The 14606-nt window shown below is 37.9% G+C and carries 11 protein-coding genes; 8 read left to right on the top strand and 3 right to left on the bottom strand.

Translation table 11 applies throughout. The features are described 5' to 3' along the window. Positions 1-14: 14 nt before the first annotated feature. Positions 15-1094: a LysM peptidoglycan-binding domain-containing protein gene (locus ACSHXM_RS06100; protein WP_435687854.1), complete on the bottom strand. Its 1080-nt coding sequence runs from the start codon at positions 1092-1094 to the stop codon at positions 15-17. 211 nt (positions 1095-1305) lie between these two features. Between ACSHXM_RS06100 and def the strand changes: the two genes are divergently transcribed. The 5 genes from def to ACSHXM_RS06075 all read left to right on the top strand — a co-directional run bounded on the left by def (position 1306) and on the right by ACSHXM_RS06075 (position 7065). Further along, positions 1306-1815 (top strand): peptide deformylase, encoded by a 510-nt coding sequence (gene def / locus ACSHXM_RS06095; protein ID WP_435687853.1) that lies wholly within the window; start codon positions 1306-1308, stop codon positions 1813-1815. An 8-nt stretch (positions 1816-1823) separates the two neighbouring features. Further along, the gene (fmt, locus tag ACSHXM_RS06090) at positions 1824-2783 is read left to right on the top strand and encodes a methionyl-tRNA formyltransferase (RefSeq protein WP_435687852.1); all 960 of its coding nucleotides are present in this window, start codon (positions 1824-1826) and stop codon (positions 2781-2783) included. Positions 2784-2792: 9 nt separating this feature from the next. After that, a complete protein-coding gene (gene rsmB, locus ACSHXM_RS06085) occupies positions 2793-4109 on the top strand; it encodes a 16S rRNA (cytosine(967)-C(5))-methyltransferase RsmB (protein WP_435687851.1) in 1317 nt (438 codons plus the stop codon). 28 nt (positions 4110-4137) lie between these two features. Further along, complete coding sequence (gene trkA / locus ACSHXM_RS06080) at positions 4138-5517, top strand: Trk system potassium transporter TrkA (RefSeq protein WP_435687850.1); 1380 nt, start codon at positions 4138-4140, stop codon at positions 5515-5517. A 189-nt stretch (positions 5518-5706) separates the two neighbouring features. Further along, the gene (locus ACSHXM_RS06075; protein ID WP_435687849.1) at positions 5707-7065 is read left to right on the top strand and encodes a CsgG/HfaB family protein; all 1359 of its coding nucleotides are present in this window, start codon (positions 5707-5709) and stop codon (positions 7063-7065) included. Between the two features lie 59 nt (positions 7066-7124). Here ACSHXM_RS06075 and ACSHXM_RS06070 read toward each other — a convergent pair whose 3' ends face one another. Then, positions 7125-8576 (bottom strand): TrkH family potassium uptake protein, encoded by a 1452-nt coding sequence (locus tag ACSHXM_RS06070; RefSeq protein WP_435687848.1) that lies wholly within the window; start codon positions 8574-8576, stop codon positions 7125-7127. A gap of 582 nt (positions 8577-9158) precedes the next feature. Between ACSHXM_RS06070 and polA the strand changes: the two genes are divergently transcribed. Further along, complete coding sequence (gene polA, locus ACSHXM_RS06065) at positions 9159-11903, top strand: DNA polymerase I (RefSeq protein WP_435687847.1); 2745 nt, start codon at positions 9159-9161, stop codon at positions 11901-11903. 409 nt (positions 11904-12312) lie between these two features. On the opposite strand, the gene yihA is transcribed toward polA, so the two are convergent. Then, positions 12313-12915, bottom strand: a complete 603-nt coding sequence (yihA, locus tag ACSHXM_RS06060) for a ribosome biogenesis GTP-binding protein YihA/YsxC (RefSeq protein ID WP_435687846.1) — start codon at positions 12913-12915, stop codon at positions 12313-12315. A gap of 278 nt (positions 12916-13193) precedes the next feature. Here yihA and ACSHXM_RS06055 point away from each other — a divergent pair, with 278 nt between their 5' ends. Both ACSHXM_RS06055 and ACSHXM_RS06050 read left to right on the top strand, forming a co-directional pair. After that, the gene (locus ACSHXM_RS06055; RefSeq protein ID WP_435687845.1) at positions 13194-13817 is read left to right on the top strand and encodes a c-type cytochrome; all 624 of its coding nucleotides are present in this window, start codon (positions 13194-13196) and stop codon (positions 13815-13817) included. A gap of 474 nt (positions 13818-14291) precedes the next feature. Beyond that, positions 14292-14606 (top strand): GTPase-activating protein (locus tag ACSHXM_RS06050; protein WP_435687844.1); only part of this gene is annotated, 315 nt, incomplete at its 3' end.

Here is a 14606-nt window from a genome sequence, read left to right as displayed (position 1 = left end):
TGTCACCTGTTAGATCACGGTTTAGCTACAATCATTCCTCTTTTAATAACTTTAGCTGATTCAGTGATAAGTGCATAACTGGCCTTTTCAAATGATTTAAACACAACCACTTCACCCACTTTCAAAGCTGGCTGAGCTATTTCGTCGCCTCGTTCAAATGCACTACGAATAACGTCACTTTCGCCTTCGTATTTAGGCTGATAACCATCAATTATATTAGGGCCTTGCGCATATATTCCCATTACGGTGCCAGCTGACACATCTGCCTCTCCAAGATCTAATACCACAACATTAAATTTACCTAAAAGGTTGTGCTGTTCAAGGTCGTCAATAATAAACCCTGTTTGTTCATCAGCTGCACTTAAAGAAATTTCATCTTGGCCTAATTCTTTAAAAGGAATGATACGGTCACCACGTTTAGCTTCTAATGATGATTCTTTAATTTTTATCAAACTTTGTTTTTTTAACTTACTTTTGACGACTTTTGCTCGTGCTAAATGCCTGACTTGTACGCCAATAACATTTCCTTGCATATCGATTATTTCATTTTGTTTGCGCACGATCCGTAATTCATCACTGCGACGCCTTAATGCTTTACCCACTACCAAATTATCTGTTGCATACCGCACAGCCCCTTCACCATTGCCTAATACATAAGGGTGGCGCTCGTATGACTCATTAGTCATTATCATTTCATTTTGTATATAAGGGCTAATAACTGACCAAGGTAACGCGGGAATAGCCTCAAGCTGTTTAAGTGACTTTTTACCATCTGGAGAAAGCTTAATACTCTGCTTGTCAGAACTTTCTCGTACTAATTCTAGCGACACTTCTCCTTTACCATTTTTTACTAAGCGTAACTCGTCACCAGGGTAAATTAAATGAGGGTTAATGATATGCACGTTATTACGCCATAACTCAGGCCATAACCAAGGTTTGCTCAAATATAAATTTGAAATATCCCACAAAGTATCGCCCTTTTTTACCACATATAACTGAGGAGCAGATTCTTTTATCTGCAGCACGTCAGCTATACAAGATAGTGGTAACAAAAAAGCTATTATTAATAGTCTAGCTAAATTTTTAATCATCATTGTTTAATACCTTGATGCAGTCACTGTTATGTTTTGGATCCATTTAAGCTAGAATAGCCCATGATGAAACGGTTTAAATAGCCCAATCTATTTAATCGTATAGTAAATAATACACCGGCCAATCATTACTCGGTTAAATCTAAGGTAAATATTGGTTAAATCTGTTCCTGAGTCACACTAATACCCGTGACCATTATAGTAGAATAAAACAATGGCAATATTAGATGTTTTGCGTTTTCCAGATGAAAGACTACGCACTGTCGCAAAGAAAGTAGACAAAATTGACACCTCTATCACAAATTTAGTTGATGACATGTTTGAAACCATGCGCGATGAAAACGGTATTGGCTTAGCTGCCACCCAAATCGACGTACATAAACAAGTCGTTGTAATGGATGTATCGGAAGAACAGGATAATCCTTTGGTATTTATTAATCCTGAGATCACTCATATGGATGGCAAAACAATTAGCGAAGAAGGCTGTTTGTCTGTTCCTAACAATTATGCTCAGGTAGAAAGAGCCGAAACCATAACGGTAAAAGCGTTAAATAAAAAAGGCGAAAGCTTTACTCTTGAAGCTGATGGCCTTTTAGCGATATGTGTTCAACACGAACTTGATCACTTAAAAGGTAAATTATTTGTAGATTATTTATCTCCGTTAAAAAGACAGCGCATTAAGAAAAAATTAGAAAAAGAAGCTAAATTAATGGCTAGGGGATAAAGACGACCTTGAGTGAACCATTAAAAGTTATCTTTGCAGGTACTCCAGAGTTTGCAGCTTTACATTTGCAAGCTTTAATTGATTCTGAACATGACGTTATTGCAGTTTATAGTCAACCTGACCGCCCTGCCGGTCGAGGGAAAAAACTACAAGCGAGTGACGTAAAAAAACTAGCGCTGGAACATAATTTACCGGTATTCCAACCAGAATCTCTTAAAACAGTAGAGCCACAAAATGAACTGGCTGCATTAGATGCGGACATTATGATTGTGGTTGCTTACGGTTTAATTTTGCCTAAGGTGGTTTTGCAAACACCTAAGTTAGGGTGTCTTAATGTGCACGGTTCGTTATTGCCAAAATGGCGAGGTGCTGCTCCAATTCAACGTTCAATTTGGGCAGGAGATAAAGAAACAGGTGTCACTATCATGCAAATGGATGAAGGCTTAGATACCGGAGAAATGTTACTAAAGCGCAGCTTGCCCATTTTAGCTGATGATACCAGTGCCAGCCTATATCAAAAACTAGCAGAAATAGGACCCAAGGCATTAATTGAAACTCTGGCTCTTCTGCCAGAATTAAATGCCGAAGTACAAGACGAGTCCTTAGCCACCTATGCACATAAATTATCAAAACAAGAAGCTAAGATAGATTGGCAATTAGATGCAGCCCAAATTGAACGAAATATTCGTTCGTTTAATCCATGGCCGGTCGCGTTTTTTGAAGTACAAGGTAACAATGTAAAAGTTCAATTGGCAGAAGTTGTAGCTTTAGAAAACACTAATCAAGCGCCAGGACAAATAATTGAAGCAAATAAGTCTGGGATTTTGATTGCTACGGGTAAAAACGCTCTATTATTGAAAACACTCCAGCTGCCAGGCAAAAAACCAAATTCAGCAGCCGATATTTTAAACGGCAGAGCCGATTGGTTTTCAATTGGCGATATTTTAGTATCTCCAATGGCGGAATAAGTTGCTGAAATGACAATGAAAAGTGTAAAGAAATCATCCAATCTTAGAGCTGAAGCAGCAAAAATACTGCACCAAATACTAGAAGAAGGTCAATCTGCTCGAGAGTGTTTACCGCAAGTTCAAAGCCAGCTAAAAGATCAAGATAAAGCCTGGTTACAAGAAATGGTATACGGCGTGTTGCGTCAATTACCTATTTTGCAGTTTTGGTTAAGACAGCTATTAGATAAACCTTTAAAAAATAGATATAAAATTGTCGAGCACTTAATTATGTTGGGGTTTTATCAACTTGCATTTAGCAGAGTTAGTCAACATGCTGCAGTTTCAGAAACGGTTGCCGCTACTCAATCATTAAATACCATTGCGATGAAAGGTTTGGTTAACGGAATTTTACGCAACTTCATCCGCGAGGAGCTAAAAGACAAACCAGCCCCCAATGAACAAATTGCCTCTGGATTACCTAAATGGTTGTTTAAAAAATTAAATCTAGCCTATGGCGAAAAAATGCCAACCTTGTTAGCAAATATGCAACAAAAAGCACCGATCTGGCTAAGAGTGAATTCACAAAAAGTTGACCGTCAGGCTTTTACACAAACATTAACTCAGTCAGAGATCCAATTCGAGATTCCAGAAACTCATGAACAGGGTGTGATTTTAACCAAAGGTTATGATGTCACTTCTTTGCCAGGTTTCGATCAAGGCTGGTTTGCAGTGCAAGATGGCGCTGCACAATTGGCTGCAGAATACTTAATGCCTCAAGCTGGAGAATCAGTACTTGACTGTTGTGCTGCACCAGGAGGAAAAACTTGTCATCTCATAGAATTACAACCGAATTTAAAAAGTATTACTGCCCTAGAAATTGACAAAATGCGAGCAAAACGCATAGAAGAAAATTTTGAACGTTTAGGTCATTCTGGAAAAATTGTCACGGGTGATGCGAGTCAACCAGATACTTGGTGGGATGGGAATTTATACGACCGCATTCTGCTTGACGCACCTTGTTCAGCAACGGGCATTATTCGCCGGCATCCCGATATTAAATGGCTAAGAAAAGCCAAAGACATTGAGGTACTTGTTGAGCTCCAAAAACACATATTAAATGTTATTTGGACTTTACTGAAACCTGGAGGCACATTGGTATATGCCACATGCTCAATTTTGCCAGAAGAGAACCAACAACAAATTGATAATTTTTTACGTAATACAAGTGATGCAAGCTTAGACGAGACTTTTTGTAACGACGCGAAAGACAAAGCTGGCAGACAAATTTTACCAGGAGACCTACAAATGGATGGTTTCTACTATGCCAGACTGCTAAAGTCTATCTAATAACAAGGTTTTAAGACCACAAAAACACATGAAAATAATCATTCTAGGTGCTGGCCAAGTTGGCGCTACATTAGCAGAAAACTTGGTAGGTGAAAAAAATGAAATCACCGTCATCGACTCTGATCACGAAAAACTAAGACAATTACAAGATCGTTTAGATTTGCAAGTTGTAGCTGGTATGGGTTCACACCCAGACGTATTAAAAAAAGCCGGTGCCGAAGATGCGGATATGTTAATTGCCGTAACCAACAGCGACGAAAGCAACATGATGGCTTGCCAAGTCGCCTATAGCTTATTCAAAACACCCACTAAAATAGCCCGTGTTAGATCCGAACAATACATCATTTACCAAGAACAATTATTCAAACATCAAGATGTACCTGTTGACCATCTTATCGCCCCAGAACAACTTGTTACTCAAGCAATTAAACGCCTCATTGACTACCCTGGCGCTTTGCAGGTTGTAGAATTTGCAGATGGCAAAGCAAGCTTAGTCGCTGTAAAAGCGTATTATGGTGGCTTGTTGGTGGGGCACGCTTTATCGACAATCAAAGAGCATATTCCTAATGTTGATACTCGTGTTGCTGCAATTTACCGAAGAGGTAAGCCTATTCGTCCTCTTGGCACCACCATTATTGAAGCCGATGACGAAGTGTTTTTTATTGCTGCTACAAAACATATCCGTGCGGTAATGAGTGAACTGCAAAAGTTAGAATCAAGTTATAAAAGAATAATGATTGCTGGTGGCGGCCTGATTGGTGCGGGTTTAGCTAAATTACTTGAGCATGACCATAACGTAAAACTAATTGAATACAGTCCCGTAAGAGCTAAATATTTATCTGCTCACTTAGATAAAACCATAGTATTTTCAGGTGACGCATCAGATCATGAATTGTTAACTGAGGAAAATGTTGAACAAGTAGATGCATTTATTGCTGTGACTAACGACGATGAAGCTAACATAATGTCAGCAATGTTAGCTAAACGCTTAGGCGCACAAAAAGCCATGGTGTTAATCCAACGTGGTGCTTATGTAGATCTAGTGCAAGGTGGAGAAATAGACATTGCGTTCTCTCCTCAACAAGCAACAATATCCGCACTTTTAACACATGTAAGACGCGGGGATATAGTAAACGTTTACTCACTTCGAAGGGGAGCTGCTGAAGCAATTGAAGCGATAGCTCATGGCGACCAAAACACCTCTAAAGTAGTCGGTAAACAAATTCGAGAAATAAAACTTCCTCCAGGCACAACAATTGGCGCAATTGTCAGAGATGAAGAAGTGATTATCGCTCATAGCAACACCAAAATAGAACCCAATGATCATGTCATACTATTTTTAGTTGATAAAAAATTCATTGGCCACGTAGAAAAACTATTCCAACCAAGTGCATTTTTCTTTGGTTAAAAACTAATCCTAGATTCATATACATAACCACTTAATGTTGATAAAGTTTATTTATGCCGAGTATTTGATATTCTGAAAACGGACTTTTTGCATTACCATGGATGTTGTTTGGGTTGAAATAAAGTTAAAGCTTATCAGGCTATTTTAATGATTTGACGATAACTATTTTAATACCCAAGGAATAACACAATGTATCAAACCAGCTCAGGAGCAAAGTTAGGTAAAACTAACAATCTTCGAACCTGCTTTACCAAATTAATTGCTGCAACATTACTTACCACTATGATTTCAAGCTGTATGTCTACGGCACCCAAAATGGGCGACACTGAAGGCAATACAGTTACAGGAGGTGCCGGAGGTGCAAATGCTGATGGAAGCAACCCTTCACTTGAAAAGTGTGATGAAACTCTAGGTACATTATCTATTTTTGAAGACACCAGCCTGACTTGGTGGCGCGACTATCGCTCTCGTTATCCAAAACTTGGCAGTACACTTCCCGTAGTCAGATTAATGATCCAACAATCAAATTGTTTTGTTGTAGTTGAGCGTGGCGCTGTCATGGCCGCTATGAACAGAGAAAGACAATTAATGCAATCAGGACAATTGAGAGCTGGCAGTAATATTGGTGGCGGCCAAATGGTTGCAGCAGATTACACATTAAGCCCTTCTATTCAATTTTCTGCAGAGGGAACAAAAGGTTTACAAGCTATTGGAGGGGCACTTTTAGGTGGCTTAGGCTCATTAGTGGGTGGTGGATTGAAGAAAAATGAAGCATCAACAACTTTGTTGCTGATTGAAAACCGTTCTGGTGTACAAGTTTCTGCTGCATTAGGCAGTGCCGGAAATTGGGATTTTAATATTTTTGGTGGTTTATTTGCAGGTCCAGTTGCTGGTGGAGCTAGAGGTTTTTCTAAAACCCCCGAAGGTAAAATTATAACAGCGGCCTTTGCAGATTCTTTCAACCAAATGGTTAAAGCTTTGCGTAACTATAAGGCTCAACAAGTTAAGGGAGGGTTAGGCAAAGGTGGTCGCTTAACCGTTGGCGGCGCCGATGATGCCATGCCACAAGCTACTAATGGAGCCAGAGTCGTACCAGCTCCTGCGCCAAAACCAACCTACGTAGCACCGCCAGTGCAAGTTAATCACACTGTATCTCGTAAGAAAAACCTTAATTTTGAAGTAGAAGAATATGATGAAGACGCACTTAAAGACTACTACAACTCACTTAAAAGTGCAGGCACTTGGATTTCTGCATTAGCAACTGCAGAAGCTTCTATGGCAGAGGGCGACAAACATAAAGGTATGTTTCGAACAGCCTTAAATATGTTCTCTAGTCAACTAGAGTCACACAAAATTGAGCTAGAAGCTTGGCCAATGGAAGCGAAACAAGAAGCCTGGCGAGTTATGGGAAAACGTATTCAATCTCATAGTAAGTCTTTTGAAAAATACAAAAAATTAGCCCTAGAAAATGAACACCTCGCAGCGGGTGTGCGGAGTATGCTTCAAAGTGTCACTCTAATCACCAAAGAGTCACTACTCGGTCTTTAAATATCCCATTACTGAAAATTTATTCAGAATCTAGAAGCCGGCTTAAATAGCTGGCTTTTTTAACTTCGCCAAAAGGTGGGGGAAAACAAAACTAATAAAGAAAATATTTCTAGACGACCAAACAACATGCCTAAAATAAGTAACCACTTTCCACTGTCTGTGACATCTGCATAGGTACTGGCGACCTCACCTAAACCGGGTCCCAAATTATTTAATGTTGCAGCCGTTGCGGTAAATGCAGTGACATCATCCATACCCGTACCAATCAAACACACCATTATAATGACAAAAATCATCGCATAAGCTGAGAAGAAGCCCCATACAGCCTCGACCACTCTGTCTGGCAGAGCCCTCTCTCCCAGCTTAACGGAATAAATTGCCTTAGGATGAATCAATCGATTCACTTCCCTATTGCCTTGTACAAATAAAAGTAAGACACGAATAACTTTAAGGCCACCACCTGTTGAACCAGCACAACCACCTATAAAACTAGAAAAGATGAGCATAATTGGAAGAAAAACAGGCCAGCCTGAAAAGTCCGTAGTGGCAAAGCCGGCTGTTGTACTTATAGATACTGCTTGAATAAGCGCTTGGTCAAAGGCAACACCAGGTGAGTCAAACCATTCATATTTCATCAACACAGCAAAACAAATAAGTACTAAGGTGATCTGAATAAAAAAGAATGTTTTGAGTTCAGGATCATATATATACCCTTTTAGAGAGCGTCCTGTAGCGGCTGCATAATGTAACGCAAAATTTAAAGCCGCGATCCATAAAAACACGACACAAACAATATTTACACCCACGCTATCAAAATGCCCCAAGCTCGCATCGTAAGTACTAAACCCGCCAATTGCGATGGTAGAGAACGCATGGCATATAGCGTCAAACCAATTCATCCCCACAGCCCAGTAAGATATTGTGCAGGCTGTAGTGAGTGACAAATAGATATACCAAAGATGTTTAGCAGTGTCGGCAATTCTAGGCGTCATTTTTGAATCTTTCACAGGGCCAGGTGTTTCTGCTCTATACAACTGCATCCCTCCCACACCCAATATTGGCAAGATTGCTACGGCTAACACGATAATTCCCATACCGCCAAGCCACTGCAATTGTTGACGGTAAAATTGGATAGCTTTAGGTAGGTAGTCGATACCTTCAATGACAGTAGCACCCGTTGTTGTCAGTCCAGAGAAAGACTCGAAAAAGGCATCTGTTGTAGACATATTAGGCTGTTCTAGCAATAAAAATGGTAAAGCGCCGAAACTAGCCAATACAGTCCAAAATAACACGACAATTAGAAAACCTTCTTTTGCCCTTAAATCAAACTTAAATCTTCTATTTGGATACCAAATAATCAACCCGGTTGCCAAACATAAAACGAATGCAAGTAAAAACGGCAAACCACTACCGTCTTCATAGATAACAGAAACAATTGCTGGGGGGATCATTGTGACGCTAAGTAAAGCAATTAATAATCCTAAAATTCGAATAATAGTTCGATACTGCATGCTTTAACTCAGACTCATTTTGATTAATTGACTCAATTTTGAGATGACATTTTTCATTAATGTTAATTATTGTCCGCCTAGCGCTAAATAAAAAGAGAAAATTGAATTATTTCGCGACACCTAAAGTAGTTAGTACTTACATACACCCTATGTATTTTAACCATAAATAGTAGTCTTAAACTACTCTATAGACCTTTGAATTAAGGCCTTATAATATTTTGATTTTATCTATTGTTAATTACGACATAAATATTTTAAAAAAGAGCTATTAACTGAATGAATAAGTGTGTATCTTTTACGTCGCTTTATAAGTCTGAACAAATTTAGCAATAATGTTATCCACATTTTACATTTACCAATTATGACTTATACACTAGCTAATATTTATATAGTAATACATTGATTTACATAACAATATCGCGTCATTAACTATAACAGTTATCCTACATTTAATATCTCTAATTAAATTTTATCTACTTAGTTATCCACAGAATTACTCCATTAATAAAATAGATGCAAAACATCTCTTGTGGCATGCTGCACTATACCCATAAACCTTTTAATTTTTACTGAGCTTTTATTATGACAAACCAAACAAACTTGACCCCATCCAGTCCATTAATTTTAGTGGATGGTTCATCTTATTTGTTTAGAGCCTATCACGTGCCTTATTTACAAGCGTTATCCACTTCATATGGACAGCCTACGGGGGCAATCACAGGTGTGCTCAATATGATCAAAAGCTTACAAAAAGATTATCCAAATGGAAATGTAGTGGTGGTGTTTGATGCAAAAGGCAAAACCTTTCGAAATGATCTATATCCAGAATATAAAGCCAACCGCCCACCAATGCCGGATGATTTAAGAACTCAAATAGCCCCATTACACCAAATAATAGAAGCAATGGGATTACCCCTTTTAGTAATTGAAGGGGTTGAAGCCGACGACGTAATAGGCACTTATGCTCATCAAGCTTCTGAATTAGGTATAGAAACCGTTATTTCAACTGGAGATAAAGACATGGCTCAATTAGTCACACCCCATGTGCGACTAATTAATACCATGACAAATGTTGAGTTAGATGAAGCAGGTGTATTCGAAAAGTTTGGCGTTAAACCCAATCAAATAATAGATTATTTGGCACTAATGGGTGACAAAGTCGATAATATTCCTGGTGTAAATAAATGTGGTCCAAAAACAGCGGTTAAATGGTTGGCTGAACATAAAACGCTGGACCAAGTAATTGAAAACGCGGATAACGTAAAAGGAAAAATTGGTGAGTATTTACGTGAAGCACTAGAACAACTGCCACTTTCTTATGAATTAGCCACCATTAAATTAGATGTAGATCTCCCCACCCAAGTTCAAGATTTAGCCGCGACAGCTCAAAATACTGAACAATTAATTGAACTTGGCAAAAAGTTTGAATTAAAACGCTTAGTTGCAGATGCTGAAAAAAATGCAAATACTGATTCGACGAAGGAGCAGATACCCACACCAACAGCAGCTACAACTAAAACAAATTACCATTGTATACTTACTCAAGCAGAGTTTGAATTGTGGCTAGAAAAACTACAATCAGCAAAATTATTTGCTTTTGATACTGAAACGACCAGCTTAAATTATATGGAAGCAGAGTTAGTTGGTGTGTCATTCTCAATTGCAGAAAATGAAGCAGCCTATGTACCATTTGGTCACGACTACCTTGATGCGCCTGAACAGTTAAATAAAGAGTATGTATTAGAAAAATTAAAACCAATTCTTGAAAATACCCAGATCAAAAAAGTGGGCCAACACCTTAAGTATGACAAAAATGTATTAGCAAATTACGACATAGAACTAAAAGGCATCGCCTTTGATACTATGCTTGAATCTTACGTATTAAATAGTGTGGTCACGAAACACAATATGGATGCGCTAGCTGATACTTATCTTGGGTTATCTACCATACATTTTGAAGATATTGCTGGTAAAGGAGCAAAACAACTTACTTTTAATCAAATTGACTTAGAAAAAGCTGCCCCATATGCAGCCGAAGATGCTGACATAACGCTTCGTCTACACAATGTCATTTGGGAAAAATTAAAAGCAGAGCCCGATTTAGCCAAAGTATTTGAAGAAATTGAATTACCACTCTCTTCAGTTTTGGCAAAAATGGAACAATTTGGAGTATTGATTGATAGTCAAAAACTTGCTCAACAAAGCCAAGACTTAGCTTCAAGAATAATTAAACTAGAAAAAGAAGCGCATGAATTAGCAGAAAAAGAGTTTAACTTAAGCTCACCTAAACAATTACAAGAAATACTATACGAGAAAATGGATTTACCAGTTTTGAAAAAAACGCCAAAAGGTGCTCCATCTACAGCTGAAGAAGTCCTTCAAGAATTAGCCATCAATTACCCACTTCCTAAAATTTTGATGGAATACAGGGGATTAAGTAAATTAAAAAACACGTATACAGATAAGTTACCGAAGATGATAAACATGCGTACAGGGCGTGTACACACGTCTTATCATCAAGCTATCGCGGCAACAGGCCGCTTATCGTCAACCGAACCCAACTTACAAAACATCCCAATTCGCACAGAGGAAGGCCGTAGAGTGAGGCAAGCGTTCGTAGCCAGAGAAGGTTATGAAATAGTGGCAGCTGACTACTCTCAAATTGAATTACGAATTATGGCTCACCTATCTGGAGACAAAGGATTACTCAAAGCCTTTGCTGAAGGAAAAGATATTCACACCGCTACGGCATCTGAAGTCTTTGATACCCCTCTAAATGAAGTGACTATAGAACAAAGAAGAAACGCAAAAGCTATCAATTTTGGATTAATTTATGGAATGTCTGCTTTTGGTTTATCCCGACAACTTAACATTCCACGTCATGATGCTCAAAAATACATGGATCTATACTTTGAACGTTACCCAGCAGTTTTAACCTACATGGAAGACACACGAATATTAGCTAAAGAAAAAGGCTACGTTTCTACTGTTTTTGGTCGCAGGTTATATTTACCTGAAATAAACGCTAGTAATGGGATGCGCAGAAAAGCAGCAGAAAGAGCCGCCATTAACGCACCAATGCAAGGTACAGCAGCGGATATTATAAAAAAGGCGATGTTAGCAGTAGATGAATGGATAGTAAGTTTAGGCAATAACGAGGTGACTATGATTATGCAAGTACACGATGAACTTGTATTTGAAATTAAACAACAAAATTTAGAGGACCACCAGAAAACCATAATTGAACTAATGGAAAACGCTGTATCCCTTGATGTACCTCTAATTGTCGAAGCCGGAAAGGGTGAAAATTGGGATCAAGCGCACTAGAAAAGTCCACTAATCGTTTATTAAATTACAAAAAACACGCTATTTTTTGTAATTTAATTACAAAACGGCTTGGCTTATTTAGTGATTATCCATTAAACTTAGAAATGTAGGGTACAGAGGTAAGATTTATCTAACCTTTGCTTAAACCTCGGCATTTGCCGAGGTTTTTTTTGTCTTAAAAAAAGTTAAATTAAATTTGAACTTAATGATTTACTGGCACTCTTACTATTAGTTTTTGTGTGTCTCTATGTGTTTTGCCCTACTAAATTAGTAGGGCTTTTTTTTATTTAAAAAAAATACCATAGATGAGGGAACAAATTTGAAATTGTAAGGTCAGTATTATTGGTTTTTATGTGTTTCTCAAAGTGCTTGCCCTAAATTTCTGTTTAGGGCTTTTTTTTGAAAAAAATCAATCTCTAGAAATACCGAACCAAAAATCTAATTTTTGTTGTAGATGTTCTAAGCCAATACCATTTGAAGAAGAAAATGCCTCAACCGTTACATCCCCACAAAAAGCCATTGCAGCTTCTCTCGCCATTAAAACTTGCGCTTTACGTTTACCTGATTTCAGTTTATCGGCTTTAGTTAACAAGGCTAAGACAGGTAAATTTGCAGCAACAGCCCAGTGAATCAGTTCCTGATCTAAATCTTTAAAGGGATGCCGAATATCCATTAGTACAATCAGCCCCTTTATACTTTCACGTTTTTGTAAATACTCACCTAAAGACTTTTGCCACTTTTTCTTAACTTCCATTGGCACTTGCGCAAAGCCATAACCAGGTAAATCGACTAGTCGCCTGCCTTCATCTAATTCAAAAACGTTAATTAGTTGTGTTCGGCCCGGGGTCTTACTGGTTCTGGCTAAACTTTTTTGTCTAGTTAACTTATTAAGAGCACTTGACTTACCCGCATTGGAACGTCCTGCAAAAGCAATTTCAATTCCTTCATCAGGCCCTAAATGAGTGATGTCCGGTGCACTAATACTAAACTTAACTTGACTGTAATGACTCACAAAAACTCCTAACAAGCGATAAATTGCATCGCCTTAAATTATATTCCCACTATTATATACTCGTCTTACGTCAAAATCCGCGCTACTGCAAAATTGAAGGTTGTTTTTATTAAGTGCTAATTAATCAATTAATGCACTTTTAACAAAAATTATTCATTATAAATGTATCAAAAACACAACTTATCTCACGAATATATTTTACTCGTCGTGTAAATGTGTAAAATACTCCGTTATAAACTAAAGATTAATCCACTAATCAAATGCTTAATGAGATAAAAATGAAAAATATAGGCCTACTAGTTTGTTTACTTATGGGATTTAGTGCCCCATCAATTGCTCAAGGCGATGCCGAGAAAGGTAAAGCTAAATCTGTAGCTTGTGGTGCTTGTCATGGCGCTGATGGTAATAGTTTAATAGCTATGAATCCAAAGCTTGCTGGACAACATGCTAATTATTTAGTTAAACAATTAACTGAATTTAAACTAGCCAGTCAAACCGGTGGCAAAGAAGGTCGTAATAATGCAGTAATGAATGGAATGGCCGCCCCGCTCTCTGAACAAGACATATTAGATATTTCAGCCTATTTTTCTAGCCAAACGGCTACTGCTGGAGAAACACCTGAAGATGCAGTTGCTTTAGGATCTAAGTTATATACAGGTGGAGACCTAGAACGAGGCATTACTGCTTGTATCGCTTGTCACGGTCCAAGAGGAAATGGAACAAGCCTTTCAGGCTTCCCTGATATTAGCGGTCAACATTCTGAATATATTAATGCACAACTAAAAGCTTTCAGAAGTGGTGACAGAGCAAACTCTGTTAACGGAATGATGGAAGATATTGCCAAAAAGATGACAGATAACGATATAGATGTTCTGTCACACTATGTTGCAGGTTTACATTAAATAACGTAAATAAAGGGTAATTAACCTCGAAACAGCAAGCGTAAGAGAACTAAAATTACCCTATAGAATTATTTACCAGTAAAATTTGTAAATAAGTTGTAAATATTTGTTAATCATGTATTCTTTCGACCGAATAAAACAACAAGGAAATGCAAGCACTAGCTTGTCAAGGAAGAGCTAAGGCAATACTAATTGACCTTAGATACTGATGTCTTTGAGAAAAAGACACGGACGAATAATAATGCATCAGGATGATCACAATTAGTCTTCGTAAATAAAAATATAAAGTGAAGATTAAAAGGAATAATTGTTCAGGAAGAGCAAATCTTGGGAGAAGTGTCTGCTGACACTCTTATTTTTGAAAAAGCGATAGTTTCGGCTATCGCTTTTTTTCTGCTAAAAATTCAATGTTCCCATTAAAACTAATGTAGAATCACGACCTATTATAGCTATGCATGGTAAGTGAGTTACATAATGCCAAGAAAGAAAAAGTCACGTAAGGTTGGTCAAATAGGCACACCTAAAATAACTTCAAATGTACGTAAACCTAAAGAACAACGAGTTAGAAAACACAAAGGTAAACCAGCTGGTAATAGAAATAGTGAAGCGGTCATATCTTCTAACTCGACTAATACTAAAGTGCAAAAAGATCCACGCCATGGCAGTAAAAAGCCTATCGATTTGTTTGCCGATTCGACTAAACCTAAAAAATCATCAACAACGAATAAAGTTAAACACTTTTCTCCTGCAAAAGAATTAGAAGCAATAGATAAAGACACTGTACTTACT

Source organism: Paraglaciecola sp., from assembly GCF_051252315.1.
GTDB lineage: Bacteria > Pseudomonadota > Gammaproteobacteria > Enterobacterales > Alteromonadaceae > Paraglaciecola.
Note: the sequence above shows the minus strand (reverse complement) of the source record. Positions and strands in the feature narration are given on the sequence as shown.